General features: G+C 70.6%; 30 protein-coding genes. 25 read left to right on the top strand and 5 right to left on the bottom strand.

Annotated features, from left to right (window positions below; all coding sequences use genetic code 11):
• The first annotated feature begins 64 nt into the window (after positions 1-64).
• The 10 genes from secY (at position 65) to truA (ending at position 7,383) form a co-directional block, all read left to right on the top strand.
• The gene (gene secY / locus O1G22_RS16945) at positions 65-1,378 is read left to right on the top strand and encodes a preprotein translocase subunit SecY (RefSeq protein WP_225100401.1); all 1,314 of its coding nucleotides are present in this window, start codon (positions 65-67) and stop codon (positions 1,376-1,378) included.
• Complete coding sequence (locus O1G22_RS16940; RefSeq protein ID WP_270082128.1) at positions 1,378-2,040, top strand: adenylate kinase; 663 nt, start codon at positions 1,378-1,380, stop codon at positions 2,038-2,040. The genes secY and O1G22_RS16940 overlap by 1 nt, the downstream gene beginning before the upstream one ends.
• A gap of 104 nt (positions 2,041-2,144) precedes the next feature.
• Positions 2,145-2,981 carry a type I methionyl aminopeptidase gene (map, locus tag O1G22_RS16935; RefSeq protein WP_225100399.1) on the top strand — a complete coding sequence of 279 codons (837 nt, stop codon included), beginning with the start codon at positions 2,145-2,147 and terminating at the stop codon, positions 2,979-2,981.
• Positions 2,982-3,184: 203 nt separating this feature from the next.
• Positions 3,185-3,406 (top strand): translation initiation factor IF-1, encoded by a 222-nt coding sequence (gene infA, locus O1G22_RS16930; RefSeq protein ID WP_003948620.1) that lies wholly within the window; start codon positions 3,185-3,187, stop codon positions 3,404-3,406.
• 59 nt (positions 3,407-3,465) lie between these two features.
• Positions 3,466-3,579, top strand: a complete 114-nt coding sequence (gene rpmJ / locus O1G22_RS16925) for a 50S ribosomal protein L36 (RefSeq protein ID WP_003998809.1) — start codon at positions 3,466-3,468, stop codon at positions 3,577-3,579.
• Positions 3,580-3,775: 196 nt separating this feature from the next.
• Positions 3,776-4,156, top strand: coding sequence for a 30S ribosomal protein S13 (rpsM, locus tag O1G22_RS16920; RefSeq protein ID WP_023547369.1), 381 nt, complete (start codon positions 3,776-3,778; stop codon positions 4,154-4,156).
• 65 nt (positions 4,157-4,221) lie between these two features.
• Positions 4,222-4,626 carry a 30S ribosomal protein S11 gene (gene rpsK, locus O1G22_RS16915; protein ID WP_003956432.1) on the top strand — a complete coding sequence of 135 codons (405 nt, stop codon included), beginning with the start codon at positions 4,222-4,224 and terminating at the stop codon, positions 4,624-4,626.
• Between the two features lie 151 nt (positions 4,627-4,777).
• Positions 4,778-5,800, top strand: a complete 1,023-nt coding sequence (locus O1G22_RS16910; RefSeq protein WP_112465430.1) for a DNA-directed RNA polymerase subunit alpha — start codon at positions 4,778-4,780, stop codon at positions 5,798-5,800.
• Between the two features lie 94 nt (positions 5,801-5,894).
• The gene (gene rplQ / locus O1G22_RS16905; RefSeq protein WP_270082127.1) at positions 5,895-6,386 is read left to right on the top strand and encodes a 50S ribosomal protein L17; all 492 of its coding nucleotides are present in this window, start codon (positions 5,895-5,897) and stop codon (positions 6,384-6,386) included.
• 142 nt (positions 6,387-6,528) lie between these two features.
• Positions 6,529-7,383 (top strand): tRNA pseudouridine(38-40) synthase TruA, encoded by an 855-nt coding sequence (truA, locus tag O1G22_RS16900; RefSeq protein WP_270082126.1) that lies wholly within the window; start codon positions 6,529-6,531, stop codon positions 7,381-7,383.
• 87 nt (positions 7,384-7,470) lie between these two features.
• Here the strand turns inward: truA and O1G22_RS16895 are convergent, their stop codons facing one another.
• Positions 7,471-8,343: a hypothetical protein gene (locus O1G22_RS16895; protein WP_270082125.1), complete on the bottom strand. Its 873-nt coding sequence runs from the start codon at positions 8,341-8,343 to the stop codon at positions 7,471-7,473.
• Between the two features lie 299 nt (positions 8,344-8,642).
• Between O1G22_RS16895 and rplM the strand changes: the two genes are divergently transcribed.
• The 4 genes from rplM (at position 8,643) to O1G22_RS16875 (ending at position 11,827) form a co-directional block, all read left to right on the top strand.
• On the top strand, positions 8,643-9,086 hold the full coding sequence (gene rplM / locus O1G22_RS16890) for a 50S ribosomal protein L13 (RefSeq protein ID WP_225099769.1): 444 nt from the start codon (positions 8,643-8,645) through the stop codon (positions 9,084-9,086).
• 42 nt (positions 9,087-9,128) lie between these two features.
• Positions 9,129-9,641 (top strand): 30S ribosomal protein S9, encoded by a 513-nt coding sequence (gene rpsI, locus O1G22_RS16885; protein WP_184818434.1) that lies wholly within the window; start codon positions 9,129-9,131, stop codon positions 9,639-9,641.
• A 181-nt stretch (positions 9,642-9,822) separates the two neighbouring features.
• A complete protein-coding gene (gene glmM, locus O1G22_RS16880; RefSeq protein WP_270082124.1) occupies positions 9,823-11,181 on the top strand; it encodes a phosphoglucosamine mutase in 1,359 nt (452 codons plus the stop codon).
• 109 nt (positions 11,182-11,290) lie between these two features.
• Positions 11,291-11,827 (top strand): hypothetical protein, encoded by a 537-nt coding sequence (locus O1G22_RS16875; protein ID WP_270082123.1) that lies wholly within the window; start codon positions 11,291-11,293, stop codon positions 11,825-11,827.
• Here the strand turns inward: O1G22_RS16875 and O1G22_RS16870 are convergent.
• Positions 11,824-12,792 (bottom strand): DUF389 domain-containing protein, encoded by a 969-nt coding sequence (locus tag O1G22_RS16870; protein ID WP_270082122.1) that lies wholly within the window; start codon positions 12,790-12,792, stop codon positions 11,824-11,826. The two genes, O1G22_RS16875 and O1G22_RS16870, sit on opposite strands and share 4 nt — an antisense overlap.
• A gap of 24 nt (positions 12,793-12,816) precedes the next feature.
• Positions 12,817-13,803, bottom strand: coding sequence for a type I pantothenate kinase (gene coaA, locus O1G22_RS16865; protein ID WP_270082121.1), 987 nt, complete (start codon positions 13,801-13,803; stop codon positions 12,817-12,819).
• Positions 13,804-14,231: 428 nt separating this feature from the next.
• Here coaA and glmS point away from each other — a divergent pair, with 428 nt between their 5' ends.
• Positions 14,232-16,079 (top strand): glutamine--fructose-6-phosphate transaminase (isomerizing), encoded by a 1,848-nt coding sequence (gene glmS / locus O1G22_RS16860; RefSeq protein WP_225099765.1) that lies wholly within the window; start codon positions 14,232-14,234, stop codon positions 16,077-16,079.
• Between the two features lie 9 nt (positions 16,080-16,088).
• Here glmS and O1G22_RS16855 read toward each other — a convergent pair whose 3' ends face one another.
• Positions 16,089-16,868, bottom strand: coding sequence for an SDR family NAD(P)-dependent oxidoreductase (locus O1G22_RS16855; protein WP_270082120.1), 780 nt, complete (start codon positions 16,866-16,868; stop codon positions 16,089-16,091).
• A 79-nt stretch (positions 16,869-16,947) separates the two neighbouring features.
• Between O1G22_RS16855 and O1G22_RS16850 the strand changes: the two genes are divergently transcribed.
• From O1G22_RS16850 to tsaE, 6 genes are all read left to right on the top strand, one after another.
• Entirely contained in the window at positions 16,948-17,319 is a 372-nt protein-coding gene (locus O1G22_RS16850) for a holo-ACP synthase (protein ID WP_270082119.1), read from the top strand.
• Positions 17,320-17,490: 171 nt separating this feature from the next.
• Complete coding sequence (locus O1G22_RS16845) at positions 17,491-18,918, top strand: NAD(P)H-hydrate dehydratase (RefSeq protein WP_270082118.1); 1,428 nt, start codon at positions 17,491-17,493, stop codon at positions 18,916-18,918.
• 138 nt (positions 18,919-19,056) lie between these two features.
• Positions 19,057-20,019 carry a L,D-transpeptidase gene (locus tag O1G22_RS16840; protein WP_270082117.1) on the top strand — a complete coding sequence of 321 codons (963 nt, stop codon included), beginning with the start codon at positions 19,057-19,059 and terminating at the stop codon, positions 20,017-20,019.
• 46 nt (positions 20,020-20,065) lie between these two features.
• A complete protein-coding gene (alr, locus tag O1G22_RS16835; RefSeq protein WP_270082116.1) occupies positions 20,066-21,229 on the top strand; it encodes an alanine racemase in 1,164 nt (387 codons plus the stop codon).
• A 154-nt stretch (positions 21,230-21,383) separates the two neighbouring features.
• The gene (locus tag O1G22_RS16830) at positions 21,384-22,640 is read left to right on the top strand and encodes an alpha/beta fold hydrolase (protein WP_270082115.1); all 1,257 of its coding nucleotides are present in this window, start codon (positions 21,384-21,386) and stop codon (positions 22,638-22,640) included.
• Complete coding sequence (gene tsaE, locus O1G22_RS16825) at positions 22,609-23,118, top strand: tRNA (adenosine(37)-N6)-threonylcarbamoyltransferase complex ATPase subunit type 1 TsaE (RefSeq protein ID WP_270082114.1); 510 nt, start codon at positions 22,609-22,611, stop codon at positions 23,116-23,118. Before O1G22_RS16830 ends, tsaE begins: the two co-directional genes overlap by 32 nt.
• Positions 23,119-23,472: 354 nt before the next feature.
• On the opposite strand, the gene O1G22_RS16820 is transcribed toward tsaE, so the two are convergent.
• Complete coding sequence (locus tag O1G22_RS16820; protein WP_270082113.1) at positions 23,473-24,027, bottom strand: hypothetical protein; 555 nt, start codon at positions 24,025-24,027, stop codon at positions 23,473-23,475.
• 350 nt (positions 24,028-24,377) lie between these two features.
• On the opposite strand from O1G22_RS16820, the gene tsaB reads away from it, so the two are divergent.
• From tsaB to O1G22_RS16800, 4 genes are read left to right on the top strand one after another with little or no spacing between them, the layout of a single operon-like run.
• Positions 24,378-25,034 (top strand): tRNA (adenosine(37)-N6)-threonylcarbamoyltransferase complex dimerization subunit type 1 TsaB, encoded by a 657-nt coding sequence (gene tsaB, locus O1G22_RS16815; protein WP_270082112.1) that lies wholly within the window; start codon positions 24,378-24,380, stop codon positions 25,032-25,034.
• A 17-nt stretch (positions 25,035-25,051) separates the two neighbouring features.
• On the top strand, positions 25,052-25,579 hold the full coding sequence (rimI, locus tag O1G22_RS16810) for a ribosomal protein S18-alanine N-acetyltransferase (protein ID WP_270086441.1): 528 nt from the start codon (positions 25,052-25,054) through the stop codon (positions 25,577-25,579).
• The gene (tsaD, locus tag O1G22_RS16805; RefSeq protein WP_270082111.1) at positions 25,572-26,660 is read left to right on the top strand and encodes a tRNA (adenosine(37)-N6)-threonylcarbamoyltransferase complex transferase subunit TsaD; all 1,089 of its coding nucleotides are present in this window, start codon (positions 25,572-25,574) and stop codon (positions 26,658-26,660) included. The genes rimI and tsaD overlap by 8 nt, the downstream gene beginning before the upstream one ends.
• Positions 26,657-26,914: a hypothetical protein gene (locus O1G22_RS16800; RefSeq protein WP_225099753.1), complete on the top strand. Its 258-nt coding sequence runs from the start codon at positions 26,657-26,659 to the stop codon at positions 26,912-26,914. The genes tsaD and O1G22_RS16800 overlap by 4 nt, the downstream gene beginning before the upstream one ends.
• Positions 26,915-26,980: the final 66 nt, after the last annotated feature.

The following is a 26,980-nucleotide window of genomic DNA, read 5'->3' as shown; positions in this document are numbered from 1 at the left end:
TGTATCCGTCGAACCTCAAGACCGTCACCCTTGACGCAGTTGCGCGGGGGTCGCAGGAGGCACCGTGCTCACCGCGTTCGCCCGGGCGTTCAGGACGCCCGACCTGCGCAAGAAGCTGCTCTTCACGCTGGCCATCATCGTGGTCTACCGCGTCGGTACCCACATCCCGATCCCCGGCGTCAACTACAAGGCCGTCCAGCAGTGTGTGAGCGAGGCGGGGGCCAATCAGGGCCTGTTCGGCCTCGTCAACATGTTCAGCGGCGGCGCGCTGCTCCAGATCACGGTCTTCGCGCTCGGCATCATGCCGTACATCACGGCCAGCATCATTCTTCAGCTGCTGACCGTGGTCATCCCGCGCCTGGAAGCCCTGAAGAAGGAGGGCCAGGCCGGCACGGCGAAGATCACGCAGTACACCCGGTACCTGACGGTGGCGCTCGCCATCCTGCAGGGCACCGGCCTGGTGGCCACCGCCCGCAGCGGCGCGCTCTTCAACGGCTGCTCGGTCGCGTCGAGCATCGTCCCCGACCAGGCGATCTTCACGACGATCACGATGGTGATCTGCATGACCGCCGGTACCTGTGTCGTGATGTGGCTCGGCGAGCTGATCACCGACCGCGGCATCGGCAACGGCATGTCGATCCTGATGTTCATCTCGATCGCCGCGACCTTCCCGTCCGCGCTGTGGGCGATCAAGAAGCAGGGCACCCTGGCCGGCGGCTGGATCGAGTTCGGCACGGTGATCCTGATCGGCCTGGTGATGGTCGCGCTCGTCGTCTTCGTCGAGCAGGCCCAGCGCCGCATCCCGGTGCAGTACGCGAAGCGCATGATCGGCCGTCGTTCCTACGGTGGTACGTCCACGTACATCCCGCTCAAGGTGAACCAGGCGGGTGTGATTCCCGTCATCTTCGCCTCCTCGCTGCTCTACATCCCGGCGCTCGTGGCGCAGTTCGCGGGGGGCAATTCGGGCTGGAAGTCGTGGATCCAGCAGAACCTCACCAAGGGTGACCACCCGATTTACATCACTCTGTACTTCTTGCTCATCGTTTTCTTCGCGTTCTTCTACGTCGCTATCTCCTTCAACCCCGAGGAAGTAGCCGACAACATGAAGAAGTATGGTGGCTTCATCCCGGGCATCCGGGCTGGCCGACCGACCGCTGAGTACCTCAGCTACGTGCTCAACCGGATCACCTGGCCGGGTTCGCTGTATCTGGGTCTGATCGCTCTCGTACCGACAATGGCGTTGGTGGGCTTCGGGGCAAGCCAGAACTTCCCGTTCGGTGGCACCAGCATCCTGATCATCGTGGGTGTCGGTCTTGAGACGGTGAAGCAGATCGAGAGCCAGCTCCAGCAGCGCAATTACGAAGGGTTCCTCCGCTGATGCGTATCGTCCTCGTCGGGCCGCCGGGTGCCGGTAAGGGAACGCAAGCCGTCCGTCTCGCCGAGAAGCTGTCCATCCCGCACATCTCCACCGGTGACCTCTTCCGGGCCAACATCAGCCAGGGAACGGAGCTGGGCAAGCTCGCGCAGTCCTACATGGACAAGGGCGAGCTGGTGCCGGACTCGGTCACCATCGGCATGGCCAAGGACCGCATGGAGCAGCCGGACGCCGTGAAGGGCTTCCTGCTGGACGGATTCCCGCGGAACGTGGAGCAGGCCGAGGCGCTCGACGAGCTCCTGCAGACCGAGGGCATCACGCTGGACGCCGTCCTGGACCTGGAGGTCTCAGAGGACGAGGTCGTCAAGCGGATCGCCGGCCGGCGCATCTGCCGCAACGACTCCTCGCACGTGTTCCACGTGACGTACAGCCCCCCGAAGAAGGAGGGCGTCTGCGACGTCTGCGGCGGTGAGCTGTACCAGCGCGACGACGACTCCGAGGACACCGTCCGCACGCGGCTGGAGATCTACCACACGAAGACCGAGCCGATCATCGACTACTACAAGGCGCAGGGCCTGGTCGTGACGATCTCCTCCCTGGGCCCCGTGGGCGAGATCACGCAGCGGGCCCTGGAGGCCCTGAAGCGCGAGAAGGCCGAGCAGTAGTCCTACGGCCCTTGTCCGGCCGCGGTGCCCCTCCCGGGTGCCGCGGCCGTACTGTTGTACAGGTAACCCCCAGTCGACGCGAGTGACGGAGAGCGCAGGCCCCCATGGTGCAGATCAAGACCCCCGAGCAGATCGCCAAGATGCGTGCGGCGGGCCTGGTCGTAGCCGCCATCCACGCGGCCACTCGGGAGGCCGCGGTGCCGGGCGCCTCCACCAAGGATCTGGACGAGGTCGCCCGTAAGGTCCTCGCCGAGCACGGCGCGAAGTCGAACTTCCTGGGCTACGGCGGCTTCCCCGCGACGATCTGCACCTCGGTCAACGACGTGGTCGTCCACGGCATCCCCTCCGACGACGTCGTCCTGAAGGATGGCGACATCATCTCCATCGACTGCGGCGCGATCGTCGACGGCTGGCACGGCGACGCGGCCTACACGGCCTTCGTGGGCTCCGGTCACGCTCCGGAGCTGATCGAGCTGTCCCGGGTGACGGAAGAGTCGATGTGGGCCGGCATCGCGGCCATGAAGCAGGGCAACCGCCTGGTCGACGTCTCCCGGGCGATCGAGACGTACATCCGCCGCCAGCCGAAGCCGGGCGGCGGCAAGTACGGGATCATCGAGGACTACGGCGGCCACGGCATCGGCACCGAGATGCACATGGACCCGCATCTGCTGAACTACGTCGACCGCCGCCGCGGCAAGGGTCCCAAGCTGGTCCCCGGCTTCTGCCTCGCGATCGAGCCGATGGTCTCCCTCGGCACCCCGCGCACGGAGGTCCTGTCGGACGACTGGACGGTCATCACGACGGACGGCACGTGGTCCTCCCACTGGGAGCACTCGGTCGCCCTGACGGAGGAAGGCCCGCTGGTGCTGACCGCTCCCGACGGAGGCAAGGCGAAGCTGGCGGAGCACGGCATCACGGCGGCACCGGACCCGCTGGCCTGACGGCGGCCCCTCCCGCGACAGCCGGTCGGAGGCCGGTGTCAGGGATGGGTCCCGCTCGGTTAATGATCTCCCCCGTAGGGCAGACTTCCTCGATTCGCCTTTCGGGGTGCGCCGACGTAGACTGACTCGTCGGCTCTCGTGCACCCGCATGTCCGCATGCTCGCGGGAGAGTCGATCAAGGTAGTCGATTCGAAGGGCGAAGCGTGGCCAAGAAGCAAGGTGCCATCGAGATCGAGGGCACTGTCGTCGAGTCTCTGCCGAACGCCATGTTCAAGGTCGAGCTCCAGAACGGCCACCAGGTCCTGGCACACATCAGCGGCAAGATGCGTATGCACTACATCCGCATCCTCCCTGACGACCGGGTCGTGGTGGAGCTGTCTCCGTACGACCTGACGCGTGGCCGGATCGTCTACCGCTACAAGTAGATCTTGCCCGCACTCCGCTCCGGCGGGGTGGTGGCACTGACCCGGAGAACCTCAATCCCATGAAGGTCAAGCCGAGCGTCAAGAAGATCTGCGACAAGTGCAGGGTGATCCGCCGTCACGGCCGGGTCATGGTCATCTGCGAGAACCCGCGCCACAAGCAGCGCCAGGGCTGACGCACGACCATCACCCTCTGCACCTCTATCGCAGAGATTCGCGCGACGCGAGCTGAATATGTTCATACGCAGAGCCCGAGCCACACGTCATGGCTCGACACCCCCGGTTCGGAGGCCGGGGACCCGGTTCGTACCTGATACGGCGACCGGGAACCGGTTCTGTGGAAGACCTCCGAAGATCACCAGGAGCCATTGAATGGCACGCGTTTCCGGTGTTGACATCCCGCGCGAAAAGCGCGTGGAGGTCGCCCTCACCTACGTGTTCGGCATCGGCCGGACCCTCTCGAAGGAGACGCTGGCTGCGACCGGCGTCGACCCGAACACCCGCGTTCGTGACCTGACCGAAGAGCAGCTGGTCGCGATCCGCGAGTACGTCGACAACAACATCAAGACCGAGGGTGACCTCCGTCGCGAGATCCAGGCCGACATCCGCCGCAAGGTCGAGATCGGCTGCTACCAGGGTCTCCGTCACCGTCGCGGTCTGCCCGTCCGCGGTCAGCGCACCAGCACCAACGCTCGCACCCGCAAGGGCCCGCGTCGCGCCATCGCCGGCAAGAAGAAGCCGGGCAAGAAGTAGTCCGCAGCGGACACCTGTCCACGGTCTTCGCTGTAGGACCGACCACCTCCCGTAGGAGTTAGTAGATGCCCCCCAAGGGACGTCAGGGCGCTGCCAAGAAGGTGCGCCGCAAGGAAAAGAAGAACGTCGCTCACGGCCACGCGCACATCAAGAGCACGTTCAACAACACGATCGTGTCGATCACGGACCCGTCCGGCAACGTGATCTCCTGGGCCTCCGCCGGCCACGTCGGCTTCAAGGGCTCCCGGAAGTCCACGCCGTTCGCCGCGCAGATGGCCGCCGAGTCGGCTGCCCGCCGCGCCCAGGAGCACGGCATGCGCAAGGTCGACGTGTTCGTGAAGGGTCCGGGTTCCGGTCGCGAGACCGCCATCCGTTCGCTTCAGGCGACCGGTCTTGAGGTCGGCTCCATCCAGGACGTCACCCCGACCCCGCACAACGGCTGCCGTCCGCCGAAGCGCCGCCGCGTCTGACGCACGGCCTTCGTCTGGCTCAGGGTCCGGGCGGTACGGCTCCGTAAGGGGCGTACCGCCCGTACCCTTGCAGTACTCGCACTTTTCACGGGTGCGGTTTCCGTCGGACGTCAAATAGCGGGCGTCCACGAAAGAAGGATCTGATCCACACATGCTGATCGCTCAGCGACCCTCGTTGACCGAAGAGGTCGTCGACGAGTTCCGCTCCCGGTTCGTGATCGAGCCGCTGGAGCCGGGCTTCGGCTACACCCTCGGCAACTCCCTGCGCCGCACGCTCCTCTCCTCGATCCCGGGTGCCGCCGTCACCTCGATCCGGATCGACGGTGTCCTGCACGAGTTCACCACCGTGCCGGGCGTCAAGGAGGACGTCACCGACCTGATCCTCAACATCAAGCAGCTGGTCGTCTCCTCGGAGCACGACGAGCCGGTCGTGATGTACCTGCGCAAGCAGGGCCCGGGTCTGGTCACCGCCGCCGACATCGCGCCCCCGGCCGGTGTCGAGGTGCACAACCCCGACCTCGTCCTCGCCGCGCTGAACGGCAAGGGCAAGCTGGAGATGGAGCTGACCGTCGAGCGCGGTCGCGGTTACGTCTCCGCCGTGCAGAACAAGCAGGTGGGCCAGGAGATCGGCCGTATCCCGGTCGACTCGATCTACTCGCCGGTTCTGAAGGTCACGTACAAGGTCGAGGCCACGCGTGTCGAGCAGCGCACCGACTTCGACAAGCTGATCGTCGACGTCGAGACCAAGCAGGCGATGCGTCCGCGTGACGCCATGGCCTCCGCGGGCAAGACGCTGGTCGAGCTGTTCGGTCTCGCCCGCGAGCTGAACATCGACGCCGAGGGCATCGACATGGGCCCGTCCCCCACGGACGCCGCCCTGGCCGCCGACCTCGCGCTGCCGATCGAGGAGCTGGAGCTCACGGTCCGCTCCTACAACTGCCTCAAGCGTGAGGGCATCCACTCCGTGGGTGAGCTCGTCGCCCGCTCCGAGGCCGACCTGCTGGACATCCGCAACTTCGGTGCGAAGTCCATCGACGAGGTCAAGGCGAAGCTGGCCGGCATGGGCCTGGCCCTCAAGGACAGCCCGCCCGGATTCGACCCCACGGCCGCTGCCGACGCCTTCGGCGCCGACGACGACGCGGACGCGGGTTTCGTGGAGACCGAGCAGTACTGACCGTACTGACCGGTCGTAGCCGGTGAGCATCCGCTCATCGGGTTCCTGACCCCGGTACCTGACACGGCCGGGGCAGACACACAGGAGAAGAACAATGCCGAAGCCCACCAAGGGTGCCCGTCTGGGCGGCAGCGCCGCGCACGAGAAGCTGCTCCTCGCGAACCTCGCGAAGGCGCTCTTCGAGCACGGCCGTATCACCACCACCGAGGCGAAGGCCCGCCGCCTGCGCCCGTACGCCGAGCGTCTGGTCACCAAGGCGAAGAAGGGCGACCTTCACAACCGCCGTCAGGTGCTCCAGGTCATCACGGACAAGAGCGTCGTCCACACGCTCTTCACCGAGATCGGCCCGCGGTACGAGAACCGTCCGGGTGGCTACACCCGCATCACCAAGATCGGTAACCGCCGTGGCGACAACGCGCCCATGGCTGTCATCGAGCTGGTCGAGGCGCTGACGGTGCAGCAGAAGGCCGTGGGTGAGGCCGAGGCCGCCACCAAGCGTGCGGTCAAGGAGGCCGAGGAGGCCAAGGTCGAGGAGACCAAGGTCGAGGACGCCGAGGCTCCCGCCGAGGAGCCGAAGGACGCCTAAGCGTTCTGCCGGGGACTGCCGGCCGGCGGCTGCGGCTCCGTCGTGGCTGGTCGCGCAGTTCCCCGCGCCCCTACAGGGCGTTGGCGGGTCCGTTCCTTTCCGAGGGGCGGGCCCGCTTTTCTGTACCTGAGAGGATCTCTGTGTGAGTGACGAAGTACAGCCCGGTTACGTCCGTGTCCGCCTCGACGTCTCCTACGACGGCACCGACTTCCACGGCTGGGCCAAGCAGGCCGGCGGCAAGCGGACCGTGCAGGGCGAGATCGAGGACGCCCTGCGTACGGTGACGCGGTCACGGGAGACGTACGAGCTGACCGTTGCCGGCCGGACCGATGCCGGGGTGCACGCGCGCGGCCAGGTGGCGCACGTGGACCTGCCCGAGGAGGTCTGGCGGGAGCACAACCAGAAGCTGCTCAAGCGGCTCGCCGGGCGGCTGCCGAGGGATGTGCGGGTCTGGGCCCTCAGGCCGGCGCCGAGCGGCTTCAACGCCCGTTTCTCCGCCGTCTGGCGCCGGTACGCCTACCGCGTCACCGACAACCCCGGCGGTGTCGACCCCATCCTGCGCAATCACGTCCTCTGGCACGACTGGCCGCTCGACGTCGACGCCATGAACGAGGCCGCGGGGGCGCTGCTCGGCGAGCACGACTTCGCCGCGTACTGCAAGAAGCGGGAAGGGGCCACGACGATCCGGACCCTTCAGGAGCTGAGCCTGGTCAAGGGCGAGGACGGCATCATCACGGCGACCGTGCGCGCCGACGCCTTCTGTCACAACATGGTGCGCTCGCTGATCGGCGCGCTGCTGTTCGTCGGGGACGGGCACCGCGGGCCGGAGTGGCCCGGGAAGGTGCTGGCCGCCGGGGTGCGGGACTCCGCCGTGCATGTCGTACGGCCGCACGGGCTGACCCTGGAGGAGGTCGGCTACCCCGCCGACGAGCTGCTGGCCGCGCGCAGCAAGGAGGCGCGGAACAAGCGCTCGCTTCCGTCGGCGGGGTGCTGCTGAGCGCTCCGCTGGACATGCCGTGTGCGGCCGTCGGTCGTCTGTGGCGCCGTCGTGGCTGGTCGCGCAGTTCCCCGCGCCCCTTCAGGGCTAGCCGTTCGTCGCCGCGGACGCCTGGGCCCTGCCGCGGCGGATGATCTGGTCGAAGGTGAACTGCTGCAGGTCGTTGCCGGTGCCGAAGACCTTGCTGTCCTTGTTGGTGACGTTCTTGCCGTCGGTGAAGCCGACGGTCGTGAAGTAGGCGTAGCGGCCGACGGAGTTCGCGGTGGTCAGGCAGACCGCGGCGTTGCAGAAGTCCTTGACGCCCTTGCCGGACAGGGAACGCACCATGGCGTTCTTGGCGGCCTGCCGCTTGACCTTCGTGGCCTGGTCCTGGGTGTCGAAGAGGGCGACGCCGATGGTGGCCGCGATGCCGCCGTTGGTGTAGGTCGCGCGGATCAGGCGGGTGCAGCTGTTCGCGGTGAGGATCTGCGGCAGCTTGCCGCCGGCGGCGGAGGCGCAGCTGGTGGTGTCGGCCGTGGCGCCCTTCTTGTACACGGTGGTCCCCACGGTCAGCTGGGTGCCGGGGAAGAGTGTGTCGGCGCTGATCGGGGCCTTGTCCTTCTTGGCCGTGGAGATGAAGTCCCTCGGGTCCAGCGGCGGCGGGGCGCTGGTGGGGGCGAAGGACGGGGTGGCCGAACCGCTCACGGAGGCGCTGGCCGGCAGGTTGGTGGGGTTGCCCGAGGCGTTGTTGCTGCCGTTCGCGGACACGACGGCCATGGCGACGGCGGTGCCGACGGCTATCGTGGCGATCGCGCCGCCGCCTATGAACAGCAGCTTGCGGCGCTTGTTCCGGGTCTCGGAGGCCTCCGCGAGCGCCGCCCAGTCCGGGGTCCCGTCATCGCCGCCGCTGTTCCAGGGCTGCTGGGAATTCGGTTTCCAGGGATCCCACTGAGACTGGGGTCCCCCCTGCCCGTAACTCATGGGGCGCATCTTAGACGGGGGCCGAGGGGTGCCGGAGCGCGTCCGGCGGCCATGCGGCGTTTGTCCGGCGACATGAGCGGGAAGGGCGTCGTTTTGACCCGTCCGGGGCCCTGCGGGTAACCTGCTTCTTCGTTGTGTATTGGCTTGCTCATTCTCACGGGACGGGCCCTTACACCGGTCCACCGGGCCGATGACCAGCGACCAGCACGCGGTTTGCGTCACCGCGGTGCGGTCAAGGCTGTCGTGATCGTTTCGGTGACCTGTTCAGGACCATTCACTCGAAGCGAAGGCTACGAACCGTGCGTACGTACAGCCCCAAGCCCGGCGATGTGACGCGCCAGTGGCACGTCATCGACGCTCAGGACGTTGTCCTGGGCCGTCTCGCCACCACTGCAGCGACCCTTCTCCGGGGCAAGCACAAGCCGATCTACGCGCCGCACGTCGACGCTGGTGACTTCGTCATCATCATCAACGCCGACAAGGTGCACCTGTCCGGCAACAAGCGGACCCAGAAGATGGCGTACCGCCACTCCGGTTACCCGGGTGGTCTGCGCTCCGTCCGCTACGACGAGCTGCTCGACAAGAACCCCGAGAAGGCCATCGAGAAGGCCGTCAAGGGCATGCTCCCCAAGAACACCCTGGGCCGTCAGATGCTCTCCAAGCTGAAGGTCTACTCGGGCGACCAGCACCCGCACGCTGCCCAGCAGCCGGTGCCGTTCGAGATCACCCAGGTCGCGCAGTAAGTCCGGCCACCCCCTAAGACTGAAGAGAATCTGAGGAGAATCGTGGCCGAGACCACTGCCGAGCAGCCGCTCGAAGAGCTTGACATCGACAGCTACACCACCGAGTCCGAGGTGCCGCTGGAGGGTGAGTACACCTCCGAGTCCCTCGCCTCGCGTTTCGGTGAGCCCCAGCCGGCCGCCGGCCTGGGCCGCCGTAAGAACGCCATCGCCCGCGTCCGGATCGTCCCGGGCACCGGCAAGTGGAAGATCAACGGTCGCACCCTTGAGGACTACTTCCCCAACAAGGTGCACCAGCAGGAAGTCAACGAGCCCTTCAAGGTGCTTGAGCTCGAAGGCCGTTACGACGTCATCGCCCGCATCGCCGGTGGCGGTGTCTCCGGTCAGGCCGGTGCGCTCCGTCTCGGTGTCGCCCGCGCGCTGAACGAGGCGGACGTGGACAACAACCGCGGCCCGCTGAAGAAGGCCGGCTTCCTGCGCCGCGACGACCGCGCGGTCGAGCGGAAGAAGGCCGGTCTGAAGAAGGCCCGCAAGGCCCCGCAGTACAGCAAGCGCTAATCGCCAGCTGCCCTGCTCGTACGTATACGGGTGCTACTGGCCCGCACGTACTCCGAACGCCCCGGCGGCACGCCACCTGTGCCGCCGGGGCGTTCGTTTATCCCAGTCATGGGCGTATAACGACACAAGATGCTGAGCCGCTCGGCGGCTTGTGTGATCGGAAGTTACCTCGGGAGGACAAGTGGGACGACTCTTCGGCACGGACGGCGTGCGCGGTGTCGCCAACGCGGATCTGACCGCCGAGATGGCGCTCGGCCTCTCGGTCGCCGCCGCGCATGTGCTGGCAGAGGCGGGCACTTTCGAGGGCCACAGGCCGACGGCCGTGGTCGGCCGGGACCCTCGCGCGTCCGGTGAGTTCCTGGAGGCGGCGGTGGTCGCGGGCCTCGCGAGCGCCGGTGTCGACGTGCTCAGCGTCGGCGTGCTCCCGACCCCCGCGGTGGCGTATCTGACCGGCGCGCTCGGCGCCGACCTGGGCGTGATGCTCTCCGCCAGCCACAACGCCATGCCGGACAACGGCATCAAGTTCTTCGCCCGCGGCGGCCACAAGCTCGCCGACGAGCTGGAGGACCGGATCGAGTCGGTGTACGAGTCTCACCGGCACGGAGAGCCCTGGGAGCGGCCGACGGGCGCGGGCGTGGGGCGTGTGCGGCCGTACGAGGAGGGCTTCGAGAAGTACGTCGGCCATCTGCTGTCCGTCCTTCCGAACCGGCTCGACGGGCTGAAGATCGTCCTGGACGAAGCGCACGGCGCGGCCTCGGGGGTCTCGCCGGAGGCGTTCTCCCGGGCGGGCGCCGAGGTCGTCACCATCGGTGCCGAGCCGGACGGGCTCAACATCAACGACGGCTGCGGCTCGACCCATCTGGAGCAGCTGAAGGCCGCGGTCGTGGAGCACGGCGCGGACTTCGGCATCGCGCACGACGGTGACGCCGACCGCTGCCTGGCCGTGGACCACACCGGCGAGGAGGTCGACGGCGACCAGATCCTGGCCGTGCTCGCGCTGGCGATGCGGGAGCGTTCCGCACTGCGCTCCGACACCGTCGTCGCGACCGTGATGTCCAACCTGGGCTTCAAGCTGGCCATGGAGAAGGCCGGGATCCGGCTCGTGCAGACGGCCGTCGGCGACCGGTATGTGCTGGAGGAGATGAAGCAGCACGGGTACGCCCTCGGCGGTGAGCAGTCCGGGCACGTGATCATCCTCGACCACGCGACGACCGGTGACGGCACGCTGACCGGGCTGCTGCTGGCCGCTCGGGTCGCGGAGACCGGGCGTTCGCTGCGGGAGCTCGCCTCGGTGATGGAGCGGCTGCCGCAGGTGCTGATCAATGTGCCCGACGTGGACAAGTCGCGGGTGCGGACGTCCCCGGATCTCGCCGCCGCCGTGACCGAGGCCGAGCGTGAACTCGGGGAGACCGGGCGGGTGTTGCTGCGGCCGTCGGGGACCGAGCCGCTGGTGCGGGTGATGGTCGAGGCCGCCGACATCGAGCAGGCCCGGTCCGTCGCCGGGCGGCTGGCCGATGCCGTGAAGTCGGCGCTGGGCTAGACCACGGCCGCCAACAGGGAGTAACAAAGGGTGCACATCTGGTCACGGATTGTTTGACTCGCTGTCGAGGGCCGCACGTCGCGGCACCTCGACGGGAGAGGAGAACAGCATGAGGACCAGGACCAGCACCCTGCGGCGCATGGCCGGTACGGCTGCGGTCGCGGGACTTGTCGTCACCGCGTCCGCGGCAGTACCGGCCGCCGCCGCCCAGCCGCCCGGTTCCACGGTCACCCGCTCCAGCGGCACCGTCGTGCTCAGCGCGCGCTTCGGCGTGCAGAACCAGGTCACGGCCAGTGTGTCCGGCACTCAGCTGATCATGGAGGATCTGTCGGGCATCGTGGCCGGACCGGGCTGTACGCAGCTGTCCGGCACCCGCGCCGCCTGCGGGTCCGCCAGTACGGTCGGTCAGCTGACCATATCGGTCGGGGACATGGACGACACCGTCACGAACAACACCAACATCCGCGCCGTCATCGACGCGGGTACGGGCAACGACATCATCCACGGCGGCGGCGGCAACGACACGATCAACGTGCACGACGGAGTCGGCGGCGACACGGTGACCTGTGACGGCGGCTTCGACGTGGTCTACGGCGACCCCGGTGACAACATCGCGAGCGACTGCGAGGTGCGGGGCGTCTTCTAGTCGCCCTCCGGCCTCGCTCGCAGGCCGCTCAGCCCGGCCGTACGCGCACGCTGCCTGGCCCACAGCCACTTCTGGGCCAGCAGCGTCAGCGTGCCCGCGAGGACGATGCCCAGCAGGTTCAGCAGGAGTTGGTCGATCGAGCCGACGGTCTGGCCGGTGTCCCCGTAGGCGAGGGCGACGGCCGCGTTGGCGGCGGCCGGGACCGTGGTGACCGAGATGGCCACGCCCACCAGGGCGCCCGACTTGGCCGAGGTCAGGGAGAGAGTGCCGGCGATGCCGGCGAGGACCGCCACGATGAACGAGAAGGCGTCCGGGGCGTACACGAACGCCGTGTTGGGCCGTTCGCCGTCCAACTGGGCCCGGTGGAACAGGTCGATGGCGTCCATGAACAGGCTGAAGCCGACCGTCACCGCCATCGCCACGGCGAAACCCACCAGCAGTGCGGTCAGGGAGCGCAGCGCGAGGCGGGGATGACGCTGCACCAGGGCCGTGGACAGGCCGGCCAGTGGGCCGAACTCCGGGCCGACCGCCATTGCGCCGACGATCAGGACGGCGTTGTCCAGCACCACGCCGCAGGCCGCGATCATCGTGGCCAGCGTGATGAAGGAGACGTAGGTGACCGACAGCGTCGACTCCTCGTGGGTCGCGTCGGCCAGGCCCTCCCACAGCACCGCGTCGGCGCCCTCGCCCGGCGCCTCCTCCTCGGCCTTGTCGGCCCGGCGGGACAGGGACAGATCGATGTTCTCCACCGCGATGGAGCCGGTCCTGTCCAGATCGAGGCGGCGCAGCGCGGTGAGGAGCTCGTCGCCGGCCTCGCGGGCCACGTCGCACAGCACCACGTCGCCGACGGGGTTGCGGGCGGTTCCCGGCAGGACGACGAGGTGGGCGGTGCCGACCGTGTTCTCGATCAGCCGCACCACCGTGTCCGTCAGGTCGGCCGGGGTGATCAGGCGCAGATGCAGCATGGCGCCTTATTCTCACAGGCCCGCCTACAGCTTGCGCAGTCGCAGCCGCTGCACCTTGTGGTCCGGGCCCTTGCGCACGACGAGGGTGGCGCGGCCGCGGGTGGGGGCGATGTTCTCGACCAGGTTGGGCTTGTTGATGGTCCGCCACAGCGTGCGGGCGTAGTCGAGGGCCTCCTCCTCGGAGACCTGGGTGTACTTGCGGAAGTACGAGTCGGGGTCCTGGAACGCCGTCTGGCGCAGCTTCTTGAAGCGGTTGAGGTACCAGCGCTCGATGTCCTCGGTGCTCGCGTCGACGTACACGCTGAAGTCGAAGTAGTCGGCGAGACCGACCCGGGTGCGGCCGTCCTTGCCGGGCAGGGCGGGCTGGAGGACGTTGAGGCCCTCGACGATGAGGATGTCGGGGCGGCGGACGGTGAGCCGCTGGTCGGGGACGATGTCGTAGATCAGGTGGGAGTAGACCGGGGCCGTCACCTCGTCCTTGCCGGCCTTGATGTCGGCGACGAAGCGGGTCAGGGCGCGGCGGTCGTAGGACTCGGGGAAACCCTTCCGCGACATCAGGCCGCGGGCCTCCAGCTCCCGGGTGGGCAGCAGGAAGCCGTCGGTGGTGACCAGCTCGACCCGCGGATGCTCCGGCCAGCGGGAGAGCAGGGCCTGCAGGAGGCGGGAGACGGTGGACTTGCCGCAGGCCACGGAGCCGGCGACGCCTATGACGAACGGGGTGCCGGACTGGGAGCCCTGCTCGCCGAGGAAGGTGTTCAGCGCGCCTCTGAGGCCGTCCGTGGCGCCGACGTAGAGATTGAGGAGCCGGGAGAGCGGGAGGTAGATGTCGCGCACCTCGTCCAGGTCGATGACATCACCCAGACCGCGCAGCCTCTCCACCTCCTCGGCGGTGAGCGGCAGCGGCGTCTTCTCGCGCAGCGCGCTCCACTCGGCGCGGGTGAGGTCGACGTAGGGAGTCGCCTCCGGCCGGTGCCGGTGGGCGCTCCTGTTCGAGGAGACCGGTGAGATCACAGTCCATTGTTAACGGAGTTTGAACGGGGCGGTGGGTGGGGTGCGTCACGTGGGTACGGCGCGCCCGCGCGCAAGGAGAGAGGCCCCGCCCCGCCCGGCCCGGAGCCGGTGCGGCTCGGGCCCGGCGGACCCCGGGAACATCCGGGAGCGCCGGCGCCGGTCTGTTCCAGCACCTGCCCGCGCGGCCCGGCGTCCGTCACCGGCCGTGGCGGGGGCGGGACGCACACGGCATCAGCCGTGGCGGGGCGGGACGCACGCGGCATCAGCCGTGGCGGGGCGGGACGCACGCGGCATCGGCCGTGCGTACGCCCCACTCGCACGCCCGCCGACCGGAAACGGCAGACCGGCCTTCGTACGGCGGTGGGAATTTCCGATATCGGGCAGCGACAAGCGTTTTCCGGCGCGGGACGGGTCGTAGGCTGCGGCGCATGTGCGGAATCGTGGGATACGTAGGGTCACAGTCAGCGCTCGACGTCGTGATGGCCGGGCTGAAGCGGCTGGAGTACCGGGGGTACGACTCGGCGGGCGTCGCCGTGCTCGCGGACGGCGGACTGGCCGCGGCGAAGAAGGCCGGGAAACTCGTCAACCTGGAGAAGGAACTGGTCGAGCGGCCGCTGCCGACGGGCTCGACCGGCATCGGCCACACCCGCTGGGCCACACACGGCGGGCCGACCGATGCCAACGCCCATCCGCATCTCGACAACGCGGGCCGGGTCGCCGTCGTCCACAACGGCATCATCGAGAACTTCGCGGTGCTGCGCGCCGAACTCGCCGAGCGCGGCCATGAGCTGAGCTCGGAGACGGACACCGAGGTGGTCGCCCATCTGCTCGCCGAGGAGTTCTCCTCCTGCGCGGACCTCGCGGAGGCCATGCGGCTGGTGTGCCGGCGGCTGGAGGGCGCGTTCACGCTGGTCGCGGTGCACGCCGACGAGCCCGACGTGGTCGTGGGCGCGCGCCGCAACTCGCCGCTCGTGGTCGGCGTCGGCGAGGGCGAGGCGTTCCTCGCCTCCGACGTCGCCGCGTTCATCGCCCACACGCGCTCCGCGATCGAGCTGGGCCAGGACCAGGTGGTGGAGCTGCGCCGCGACGGCGTCACGGTCACCGGCTTCGACGGCCGTCCGGGCGAGGTGCGTTCGTACCACGTCGACTGGGACGCGTCGGCCGCCGAGAAGGGCGGCTACGACTACTTCATGCTCAAGGAGATCGCCGAGCAGCCGAAGGCGGTCGCCGACACGCTGCTGGGCCGTATCGACCCGTCCGGCTCGCTCACCCTGGACGAGGTGCGGATCTCGCCCTCCGAGCTGCGCGAGATCGACAAGGTCGTCATCGTCGCCTGCGGCACGGCCTTCCACGCCGGCCTGATCGCCAAGTACGCCATCGAGCACTGGACGCGCATCCCGTGCGAGGTCGAGCTGGCCAGCGAGTTCCGCTACCGGGACCCGATCCTGGACAACCGCTCCCTGGTGATCGCCATCTCCCAGTCCGGCGAGACCATGGACACCCTGATGGCGCTCAGGCACGCCCGTGAGCAGGGCTCCAAGGTGCTGGCCATCTGCAACACCAACGGCTCGACGATCCCGCGCGAGTCGGACGCGGTGCTCTACACGCACGCCGGGCCGGAGGTCGCCGTCGCCTCCACCAAGGCCTTCCTGACTCAGCTGGTGGCCTGCTATCTGGTCGCGCTGTACCTGGGGCAGGTGCGGGGCACCAAGTGGGGCGACGAGATCCAGGCCGTGATCAAGGACCTGTCCCGCATCTCGGTCGAGGTCGAGCGGGTCCTGGAGACCATGGAGCCGGTACGCGCCCTGGCCCGGACGCTGGCGGAGAAGAACACGGTGCTGTTCCTGGGCCGGCACGTGGGCTACCCGGTGGCGCTGGAAGGCGCGCTGAAGCTCAAGGAGCTGGCCTACATGCACGCCGAGGGCTTCGCGGCGGGCGAGCTGAAGCACGGCCCGATCGCGCTGATCGAGGAGGACGTGCCGGTGGTCGTCGTCGTCCCGTCGCCGCGCGGCCGCTCGGTCCTGCACGACAAGATCGTCTCCAACATCCAGGAGATCCGGGCGCGGGGTGCCCGCACGATCGTGATCGCGGAGGAGGGCGACGAGGCGGTCGTGCCCTACGCCGACCACCTGATCCGCATCCCGGCCACCCCGACCCTGCTCCAGCCGCTGGTCGCGACGGTCCCGCTCCAGGTCTTCGCCTGCGAGCTGGCCACCGCGCGGGGCAACGAGGTGGACCAGCCGCGGAACCTGGCGAAGTCGGTCACGGTGGAGTGAGCCTGAGGCTCAGTGGACGGACAGGCCGCCGTCCACGAAGAGGGACTGGCCGGTGACGTAGGCGGAGGCGCGGCTCGCGAGGAACACGGCCGCGCCTTCGAAGTCCTCGGCCAGACCGTTGCGGCCGGTCATCGTGCGCGCGGCCAGGGCGGCCACCTTCTCGGGGTCGGACGCGAGCCGCTCGTTCAGCGGGGTCATCACGAAGCCCGGCACCAGCGTGTTCACGGTGACGCCGTACGGCGACCAGGCCTCGGCCTGCGAACGGGCCAGCGACTCCAGCGCGCCCTTGGAGACGCCGTAGGCACCGCTCTGCACGAAGGCGCGGTGGGCCTGCTGCGAGGTGACGTGGATGATCCGGCCGAAGCCCCGCTCCGCCATGCCGGGCCCGAACCGCTGCCCCAGCAGGAAGGGCGCCTCCAGGTTCACGGCCAGGGTGGTGTCCCACACGTCCTCGCCCAACTCGCCCATCGGCGGCCTGAGGTTGATCCCGGCGGAGTTGACGAGGATGTCAGGCTCCCCGAAGACCCCGGCCGCCTCCTCGGCCACGGCCCGCACCCCGGCCCGGCTGCCGAGGTCACCGGCGACGTACGAGACCTGCGCACCCTGAGCGGTCAACTCGCTCACGGTGTCGGCCAGTTGCTCCTTGCCGCGGGCCACGACCACCACCCGGGCGCCGGCCCGCGCCAGCGCCCCGGCGACGGCCCGGCCGATACCGGAACTGCCGCCGGTCACCAGGGCGGTGCGGCCGTCGAGCGAGAACAGGTCGGAGAGATACGCCTGGGAAGTCATGGCCGGAGCGTAGACGGCGGGGCGGGGCGGTGTGGTCAGGTGCCGGGCGGGTGACGAGGCTGACCGTAGGCTGCCCGCCATGAGCATCATCGGAGTGGGGATCGACGTCGCCGAGATCGACCGGTTCCGGGCGTCGCTGGAGCGCACGCCGGGGCTGGCCGACCGGCTGTTCGTGACGGCGGAGCTGCTGCTGCCGAGCGGGGAACGGCGCGGGATCGCCTCGCTCGCGGCCCGGTTCGCAGCCAAGGAGGCGCTGGCGAAGGCACTGGGCGCGCCGCCCGGACTGCACTGGACGGACGCCGAGGTGTACGTCGAGGACAGCGGCCGGCCCCGGCTGCGCGTCCGCGGAACCGTGGCGGCACGGGCCGCAGAACTGGGCGTGCGGTCCTGGCACGTGTCCCTGAGCCATGACGCCGGGATCGCTTCGGCGGTGGTGGTCGCGGAGGGGTGAGCGCGCCGGGGGCCGGCCGGTTCGGGGGCTGACCGGTCGGTTGGGTGGGCTGGTCCCGGGGGCGGATGGTCGGGTGTGGGGGGCGGTGGGGTGTGGCTGGTCCCGGGTTCGGCCGGGGCGGTGTGACCGGTCGGGTGTGGCGTGTGCGGGTTCCGGGGCAGACTCGGTGCCATGCGTACTGCGTACAGCGTGGAGACGGTAAGGGCGGCCGAACGGGCCCTCATGGCACGGCTGCCGGAGGGCGCGCTGATGCAGCGGGCCGCCGCGGGGCTCGCCGCGGCCTGCGCGGAGCTGATCGGGCGGGTGTACGGCAGCCGGGTGGTGCTGCTCGTCGGCAGCGGGGACAACGGCGGGGACGCCCTGTACGCGGGGGCGCGGCTGGCCCGGCGCGGGGCCGGGGTGACGGCCGTTCTGCTCGCGCCCGAGCGGGCGCACTCCGGGGGACTGGCGGCGCTGCGGCGAGCGGGGGGTGTGGTCGCCTCCGGCGCTGCCGAGGGACTGATCGAGCGGGCCGACCTCGTCGTGGACGGGATCGTCGGGATCGGCGGGAAGGGCGGGCTGCGCCCCGAGGCGGCCGCGCTGGCCGAGGTGGCCGAGCGGTCCCGGGCCGCCGTGGTGGCCGTGGACCTGCCCAGCGGGGTCGAGGCCGGCAGCGGGGAGGTGCGGGGGGCCGCCGTCCGGGCCGACCTGACCGTCACCTTCGGCGCGTACAAGCCCGGCCTGCTGATCGATCCGGCGCGGGAGTACGCCGGGGTCGTACGGCTCGTCGACATCGGGCTGGAGCTGCCCCGCGAGGGCGAGCTGACGGCCCTGCAGCACGCCGACGTGGCGCGGCTGCTGCCGGTGCCGGGCGCGGAGAGCGACAAGTACCGGCGGGGCGTCGTCGGGATCGCGGCCGGGTCCGCGCGCTATCCGGGCGCCGCGGTGCTCGCCGTCTCCGGGGCGCTGCGGGGCGGGGCCGGGGCCGTACGGTACGTCGGTCCCGCCGGGGACGCGGTCATCGCGCGCTTCCCGGAGACGCTCGTGTCCGACCGGGGTCCGGCCGAGGCGGGGCGCGTGCAGGCCTGGGTGACCGGGCCCGGGGCCGGGGAGGACGCGGTGACCGTGGCCGAGGTGCTGGGCACGGACGTGCCGGTGCTGCTCGATGCGGACGGGCTGCGGCTGGCCGAGCGGGACGCGGTGCGGGGGCGTACGGCGCCCACGCTGATGACCCCTCACGCCGGGGAGGCGGCCGCACTGCTGGGCGTACGGCGGGAGGAGGTCGAGGGGGCCCGGCTGGCCGCGGCGCGGGAGCTGGCGGCGGTGTACCGGGCGACCGTGCTGCTGAAGGGGTCCACCACGCTGGTCGCCGATGTCGCGGGCGGGGCGACGCGGGTGAACGCCACGGGGACGTCCTGGCTGGCCACGGCGGGCAGCGGGGACGTGCTGTCCGGGCTCGCCGGGTCGCTGCTGGCGGCGGGTCTGTCCGCGCTGGACGCCGGGAGCGTGGCCGCGTATCTGCACGGCCTGGCCGGGAGGTTCGCGGCGGAGGGGGCGCCGGCGGGGGCGCATGACATCTCCGACCGGATTCCGCAGGCGTGGCGAGACGTACGGTACTGAGCACCCCGGCTCGCCATCACCCGACTCGGTCGGCTGAAAACCCCCGCCAGCCGAACGGGGTGTACCCGGCTCCACCCCCCGGGTGACCCGCCCGCGCGGCGTCACCGATCCGGTGGGGCCGCGCGTTTGGCTGATCGCATGATCAGCAGACGAATCGCGTCCCGGGGTGCCGCCGTACTGCTCGCCACCGCGACCGCCCTGCCGGCGGCCGGGACCGCGGCGGCGGCCGTACCGCCCGCGCGGCCGGCCGCCCTCACCCCAGCGTCACCGGCCTTCCCCGCCTCCGCCGTCTCCGCCGCCGGCCCCGTGTCCCCCGCGCCCGGCGGCGAGGCGGGGCTCGTCCCCGGTGTGGCCCCCGCCGGGCAGCAGTGGCAGATCGACACGCCCGACCAGGTGCTGCCGCCGAAGATGTATGCGCCGGCCCCCCGCGAGGACCGCATCGAGCCCCGCCAGGCGCCGGCGGGGGCGTACGACCTCGTCGAGTACGTGCCGCTCTCCGACGCCGTCGCCAAGGTGAGCTGCAGCAAGCAGACCGGGCCGTACCAGCGGCAGGTGGAGCGCTGGCTGGGGCTGAAGGTGGACGGACGGCAGTCCGCCGCCGACTGCAAGGCCATCCGCACCTTCCAGGTCGCGTACAAGATCAAGCCCGCGATCGGCTTCGCCGGGCCCGTCACCTGGTCGACGATGATGCTCGTCTCGGCCCGCACGAACCCGAACGCGGCCAAGAAGTGCCCCGTGCGGTCGTACAAGGTCGCCTGTGTCGATCTGGACCGGCAGCTCACGTGGGTGCAGCAGGGTTCCAAGGTGGTGTTCGGGCCGGTGCCGATGCGCAGCGGGCGGGCCGGGCACGTCACCCGCAAGGGCTGGCACACCATCTACTGGCGGCACAAGAACCACGTGTCGACCCTGTACAACCAGCCCATGCCGTATGCCCAGTTCTTCGACGGTGGCGAGGCCTTCCACGCCGTCTACGGCAGCATCTACACCACCGTCGGCTCCTGGGGCTGCGTCAATCTGAGGCTCGGCGACGCGAGCACGCTGTGGAACGTGCTGAAGAAGGGCGACCACGTCTATGTATGGGGGCGACGGCCGGGTACCTGAGACTGTGACCGGGGCCCGCTGGGCCCTCTGAGACACTGGGGGCGCGATGAGTGAGACAGCAGCTGTGCCGACCGCCCCCCTGCGTGCCCGTGCCGAGATCGATCTGGGTGCCCTGCGCGCCAATGTGCGGACCCTGCGTGCCCGGGCGAAGGACGCGGTCGTGATGGCCGTCGTCAAGTCCGACGGGTACGGCCACGGGGCGGTGCCGTGCGCCCGCGCGGCCGTCGAAGCAGGGGCCGGCTGGCTCGGCACGGCCACCCCGGAGGAGGCCCTCGCGCTGCGCGCCGCCGGCCTGGACACGCCCGTCCTGTGCTGGCTGTGGGTGCCGGGCGGCCCCTGGCGGCAGGCGATCGAGGCCGGCATCGACGTGTCGCTGAGCGGGATGTGGGCGCTGCGCGAGGCCGTCGCCGCCGCGCGTGAGGCCGGGCGCCCCGCGCGCGTGCAGCTCAAGGCCGACACCGGCCTCGGGCGCAACGGCTGCCAGCCGGGCGACGACTGGGCCGAACTGGTCGGCGCGGCCCTGCGCGCCGAGGCCGAGGGACTGGTGAAGGTCACCGGGCTGTGGTCGCACTTCGCCTGCGCCGACGAGCCCGGCCATCCGTCCATCGCCGCCCAGCTCGACCGCTTCCGGGAGATGCTGGCGTACGCCGAGGGCCAGGGCGTGCGGCCCGAGGTGCGGCACATCGCCAACTCGCCCGCCACGCTCACCCTTCCCGAGACGCACTTCGACCTCGTGCGCACGGGCATCGCCCTGTACGGCATCTCGCCCAGCCCCGAACTGGGCACGCCGGCCGACTTCGGGCTGCGCCCGGTGATGACACTCAGCTCCTCGCTCGCCCTGGTCAAGCACGTCCCGGGCGGGCACGGCGTCAGCTACGGCCACCACTACGTCACGCCCGGCGAGACCACCCTCGGCCTGGTCCCGGTCGGCTACGCGGACGGCATCCCGCGGCACGCCTCCGGCACCGGCCCGGTGCTGGTCGACGGCAAGTGGCGCACGGTCGCCGGGCGGGTCGCCATGGACCAGTTCGTGGTGGACCTCGGCGGCGACGAGCCGCCGGTGGGCAGCGAGGCCGTGCTGTTCGGGCCCGGCGACCGAGGCGAGCCCACGGCCGAGGACTGGGCGCAGGCCTGTGGCACGATCGCGTACGAGATCGTCACCCGCATCGGAACCCGGGTTCCCCGCGTCTATGTGAACGCGGTCGTGTGAACGGCGTGCCGTGAACGGGGAAGGACTCGGATGACCCGTTCGGAAGACGCGACCCGGGTCATGTGTAACACCGGTCATACCTGTTACGGCGGCGACAGCGGCACCATCGGTCCCGACCACCCGGCGAACTGCGGTACGTGAAGAGGAGCGGTACGTGAGCGAGAGCAGCGCGGAGGCCGTGGCGGGCGTCGTCGCCTCGGCGGCCGCCGCCGCCTCCGCGGAAGCGGCCGGCGGCTGGCGCCGGGCGACCGGCATCGCCGGCGCCGCGATAGGCGTCCTCGCCGCCGGCGCGGCCGCGGGAGTGGCCGTCGAGCGGATGACGGTGGGCCGCGGGATGCGCCGCAAGGCCCGGCTGGCCCTGGACTCCGCGGGCCCCTACGGCACCCTGCGCGGGACCCCGGGCAAGGCGCAGGCCGACGACGGCACCGAGCTGTACTACGAGGTCGACGAGGTCGAGCCGGATCCGGGCCCCCATGTCTCGCCACGCCGGCGCCGGCTCTTCGGCCGCAAGGCGCCCGCCCCGGTCACCGTCGTCTTCAGCCACGGCTACTGCCTCAACCAGGACTCCTGGCACTTCCAGCGCGCGGCCCTGCGCGGGGTCGTCCGCACCGTGCACTGGGACCAGCGCAGCCACGGGCGCTCCGGGCGGGGCGTGGCCCAGACCCGGGACCGGGTGCCGCTCACCATCGACCAGCTCGGCCGGGATCTGAAGGCCGTGCTCGACGCCGCCGTGCCCGAGGGGCCGATCGTGCTGGTCGGGCACTCGATGGGCGGGATGACCGTGATGGCCCTCGCCGCCCAGTACCCCGAGCTGATCCGGGACCGGGTCGTCGCCACCGCCTTCGTGGGTACGTCGTCCGGGCGGCTCGGCGAGGTCAACTTCGGGCTTCCCGTCGCCGGCGTCAACGCGGTGCGCCGGATCCTGCCGGGCGTGCTGAAGGCGCTGGGGCAGCAGGCGGAGCTGGTGGAGAAGGGCCGCCGGGCCACCGCCGATCTGTTCGCCGGGATCATCAAGCGCTACTCGTTCGCCGGGCGGGACGTCGACCCGGCCGTCGAGCGGTTCGCCGAGCGGATGATCGAGTCGACGCCGATCGACGTGGTCGCCGAGTTCTACCCGGCCTTCACCGACCACGACAAGACCGATGCCCTCGCCTCCTTCCTGGAGATGCCGGTGCTGGTGCTGGCCGGGGTGCGGGATCTGGTCACGCCCAGCGAGCACAGCGAGGTCATCGGTGATCTGCTCCCGGACGCGGAGCTGGTGCTCGTGCCGGACGCCGGGCATCTGGTGATGCTGGAACACCCGGAAGTGGTCACCGACCGCCTCGCCGATCTGCTCACCCGTGCGGGTGCGGTGCCGGCAGGAGCTACGGTTATGGGCTATGGAAGCAGCAGTACCGCAGGGCCCCGCTGAGACCCGGCTGACGATCACCTCGCCCGAGCAGATGCGGGAGCTGGGCCGCCGCCTGGCGAAGCTGCTGCGCGCGGGCGACCTGGTGATGCTCAGCGGGGAGCTGGGCGCGGGCAAGACCACGCTGACCCGCGGGCTCGGTGAGGGTCTCGGTGTGCGCGGCGCGGTCACCTCGCCGACCTTCGTGATCGCCCGGGTCCACCCCTCCCTCGGCGACGGCCCGCCCCTGGTCCACGTCGACGCCTACCGGCTCGGCGGCGGCCTGGACGAGATGGAGGACCTGGACCTCGACGTCTCGCTGCCCGACTCGGTGATCGTCGTGGAGTGGGGCGAGGGCAAGGTCGAGGAGCTGACCGAGGACCGGCTCCAGGTCGTCATCCACCGTGCCGTCGGCGACACCACGGACGAGGTACGCCACGTGACGCTGACCGGGCTGGGGGAGCGCTGGACCGAGGCGGAGCTGGAGACGCTGACCGCCTGAACCTCGGGTTCCGACAGGCCGTCGGCAAGATATTGCGCAGGACGTCCCGGGCGTGGTCCCATGGTATCCAGCTAGTGGTTAGGCATACCTAACTGCGCCCGCCCCCGCACCTCAGGAGGCGTCCATGTCCGCGACCACTCCCACCCGGGTCTCCATGCACGCCCTGCTGGCATCGTGCGCGGCTGCGGACGCGATCTCCAGACCACCGAGGGATCTCGAATGCCCCGAAGGGGCGACGAAAGGGGCGCGAGGCAGCGCTGAACATGCGGCTGCCGCCGTGTGCGCGCGCCCGGCCACAACGGACCCGCAGCCGCCGGACGACCCCGCGCGGCACCCCGTGGAGCGCAAAGCCGCCTAGCGGATCACGACCACCCGCACGCCTCTCGTCGCGAAGTTCCACATGGCGAGCCCGTCGTCCCGTTTCTCCCGGATCCCCCCGGTCCGCAGCTTGGGATCGGCCGAAGCCTGCGCGGCGATCGCCGCGCTGAACCCGATCGCCAGCCCGTCAACGGCGGTGAACCGCACGACATGCTCGATCGGCGTGCCGTCCGTGCCGGTGGTCGCGTTGGAGCGGGAGGTGACCCAGTACGAGCCGGGCGGCGGGTCGAGAGTGCCCGGCTCGACCTTGAAGGTGCGCTCCACCTCGCCCGTCTGGCCGACCAGCCAGACCCGGTCGTCGTCCAGCGAGTACACGACCCGTTCACCCGTGCCGGAGCCGCTCGGCAGGGCCGTGGGGTGACGGCGGTCCCGGGGTGCCTTGCTCGCGGTGGCCGAGGGGGACGCGCTCGGGCCGGGCCGGCCGCTCGGGCCCGCCGGTTCGGTGCCCCGGGCCTGGTAGGTGAGGAAGCCGACGGCGCCGACGGCCGCCGCGGTCAGGCCGGCCACGATCACCGAGCTGGTCCCTGCCACGTGCGCCACCTCTGATTCGCGAATTTGCGCCATATGTCGTACTTCGTACTACAGACCGTAGCAGCCGGTGACCGTACGCCCCGGACGGCGCTGCCCGGGGGTTGGGGCCTGTGTCGGAAATCCCTCCCCCAGCCTTCGGCCGGGAGGTGCCCCCAGCCGCGCGACGCCCGGCACGCACGCTCGCGGCGTTGCCGAACCGCCCACGTGGCTCCGCCACGAAGGCGCTCCGGCGCCTTGCGATCGCACGCACCGACGGCGACATCGGCCGCTGCGCGGCGGGCGCGCGGCCCGCCCTTCGGGCGGACGCCGGGATTTCCGACACAGGCCCCATCGCGCCGTAGGCTGTTCGCGTGCTCTTGCTCGCTCTGGATACCGCAACACCCGCCGTCACCGTCGCGCTGCACGACGGCACGGACGTCATCGCCTCGTCGAGCCAGGTGGACGCGCGCCGGCACGGAGAGCTGCTGCTGCCGGCCGTCGACCGGGTTCTCGCCGAGGCCGGGTTCACGCTGGACGCCGTCACCGGGATCGTGGTCGGCATCGGGCCCGGCCCGTACACCGGTCTGCGCGTCGGCCTGATGACCGCCGACACCTTCGGCCTGGCGCTCGGCGTCCCGGTGCACGGCGTGTGCACGCTGGACGGCCTCGCCTACGCCGCCGACATCGAGAAGGGCCCCTTCGTCGTGGCGACCGACGCCCGGCGCAAGGAGGTCTACTGGGCGACGTACGCCGACTCCCGCACCCGGCTCACCGGCCCGGCCGTGGACCGGCCGGCCGACATCGCCGAGCGGGTCGCGGGCCTGCCCGCGGTCGGTGCGGGCGCGCTGCTCTACCCGGACACGTTCCCGAGCGCCCATGAGCCCGAGCACGTCTCCGCCGCCGCCCTCGCCTCGCTGGCCGCGGAGAAGCTGGCGGCCGGTGAGGAGCTGGCGGAACCGCGGCCGCTGTATCTGCGCCGGCCGGACGCCCAGGTCCCCAAGAACTACAAGGTGGTCACCCCGAAGTGACCGTGCGACTGCGCGAGATGCGCTGGTGGGACATCGACCAGGTCCTGGAGCTGGAGAAGGACCTGTTCCCCGAGGACGCCTGGTCCCGGGGCATGTTCTGGTCCGAGCTGGCCCATGCCCGGGGCGCCGAGGCGAACCGCCGCTATCTGGTCGCGGAGGAGGAGGGTCGGATCGTCGGGTACGCGGGTCTCGCCTCCTCCGGCGACCAGGGCGACGTGCAGACCATCGCCGTCGCCCGCACCCACCAGGGCACCGGGCTCGGCGGGCGGCTGCTGACCGAGCTGCTGCGGGTGGCGACCGCGTTCGAGTGTCATGAGGTGCTGCTGGAGTGCCGGGTGGACAACATCGCCGCCCAGAAGCTCTACGAGCGCTTCGGCTTCGAGCCCATCGGCTTCCGGCGCGGCTACTACCAGCCGGGCAACGTGGACGCCCTGGTGATGCGCCTGACCACCGACCGGACAACCGAAGACCGGACAACCGAAGACCGGACAACCGAAGACCGGACAACCGAAGACCGGACGAACGAAGAGAAGGACCATGGCTGACGAACCCCTCGTCCTCGGCATCGAGACGTCCTGTGACGAGACCGGCGTCGGCATCGTCCGCGGCACCACCCTGCTGGCGGACGCCGTCGCCTCCAGCGTCGACGAGCACGCCCGCTTCGGCGGCGTCGTCCCCGAGGTGGCCTCCCGCGCCCACCTGGAGGCGATGGTCCCCACCATCGACCGCGCCCTGAAGGAGGCGGGCGTCTCCGCGAAGGACCTCGACGGCATCGCCGTCACCGCCGGTCCCGGTCTCGCGGGCGCCCTGCTGGTCGGCGTCTCGGCGGCCAAGGCTTACGCCTACGCCCTCGGCAAGCCGCTGTACGGCGTCAACCACCTCGCCTCGCACATCTGCGTCGACCAGCTGGAGCACGGCCCGCTGCCCGAGCCGACGATGGCCCTGCTGGTCTCCGGCGGCCACTCCTCGCTGCTGCTGTCCGAGGACATCACCTCCGACGTCCGCCCGATGGGCGCGACCATCGACGACGCGGCCGGCGAGGCCTTCGACAAGATCGCCCGGGTGCTGAACCTGGGCTTCCCCGGCGGCCCGGTCATCGACCGGTACGCGCGCGAGGGCGACCCGGAGGCGATCGCCTTCCCGCGCGGCCTGACGGGCCCGCGCGACCCTGCCTACGACTTCTCCTTCTCCGGCCTGAAGACGGCCGTGGCCCGCTGGATCGAGGCCAGGCGCGCGGCCGGCGAGGAGGTCCCGGTCCGGGACGTGGCCGCCTCCTTCCAGGAGGCCGTCGTGGACGTGCTGACCCGCAAGGCGGTGCGCGCCTGCAAGGACGAGGGTGTCGAGCACCTGATGATCGGCGGCGGTGTGGCCGCGAACTCCCGGCTGCGGGAACTGGCCCGGCACCGCTGCGAGGCCGCGGGCATCGAACTGCGCGTCCCGCGCCCCAAGCTGTGCACGGACAACGGCGCGATGGTGGCCGCCCTCGGCGCCGAGATGGTCGCCCGGAACCGGTCCGCCTCCAGCTGGGACCTGTCGGCCGACTCATCCCTGCCGGTGACGGACACCCATGTCCCGGGCAACCACGACCATGTGCACGAGATCAGCGGGGAGAACCTCTCCTCATGACCGTGGCGCTGATGTGGGAGGCCCGCGCGACGGCGGGCCGGGGCGAGGAACTGCTCACCTGGGTCCGCGAACAGCCGCTGGCCGACGCCCCGTTGCGCCGCGAGACCTTCCGGGCGCCGCAGGACCGGGTCCTGGTCATCACGTGGTGGGACGCCCCGTACGACGCCGAGCTCCCCGAACTGCCCGAGCCGGACCCGGAGTTGGTGACCCGGGCGGTGCACCGCTGGCGGTTCGAGACGGTGGCCGAGGGCTGAAGTTGAGGTGTCCGGCCGGACTGCGCTATGATCATCACACAGCGAACGGCCGGGACCCGGACAACG

The organism is Streptomyces camelliae, from assembly GCF_027625935.1.
In the GTDB taxonomy this organism is placed as follows: Bacteria; Actinomycetota; Actinomycetes; order Streptomycetales; family Streptomycetaceae; genus Streptomyces; species Streptomyces camelliae.
The sequence above is the reverse complement of the archived record's forward strand: the minus strand, read 5'-3'. Positions and strand labels throughout refer to the sequence as shown.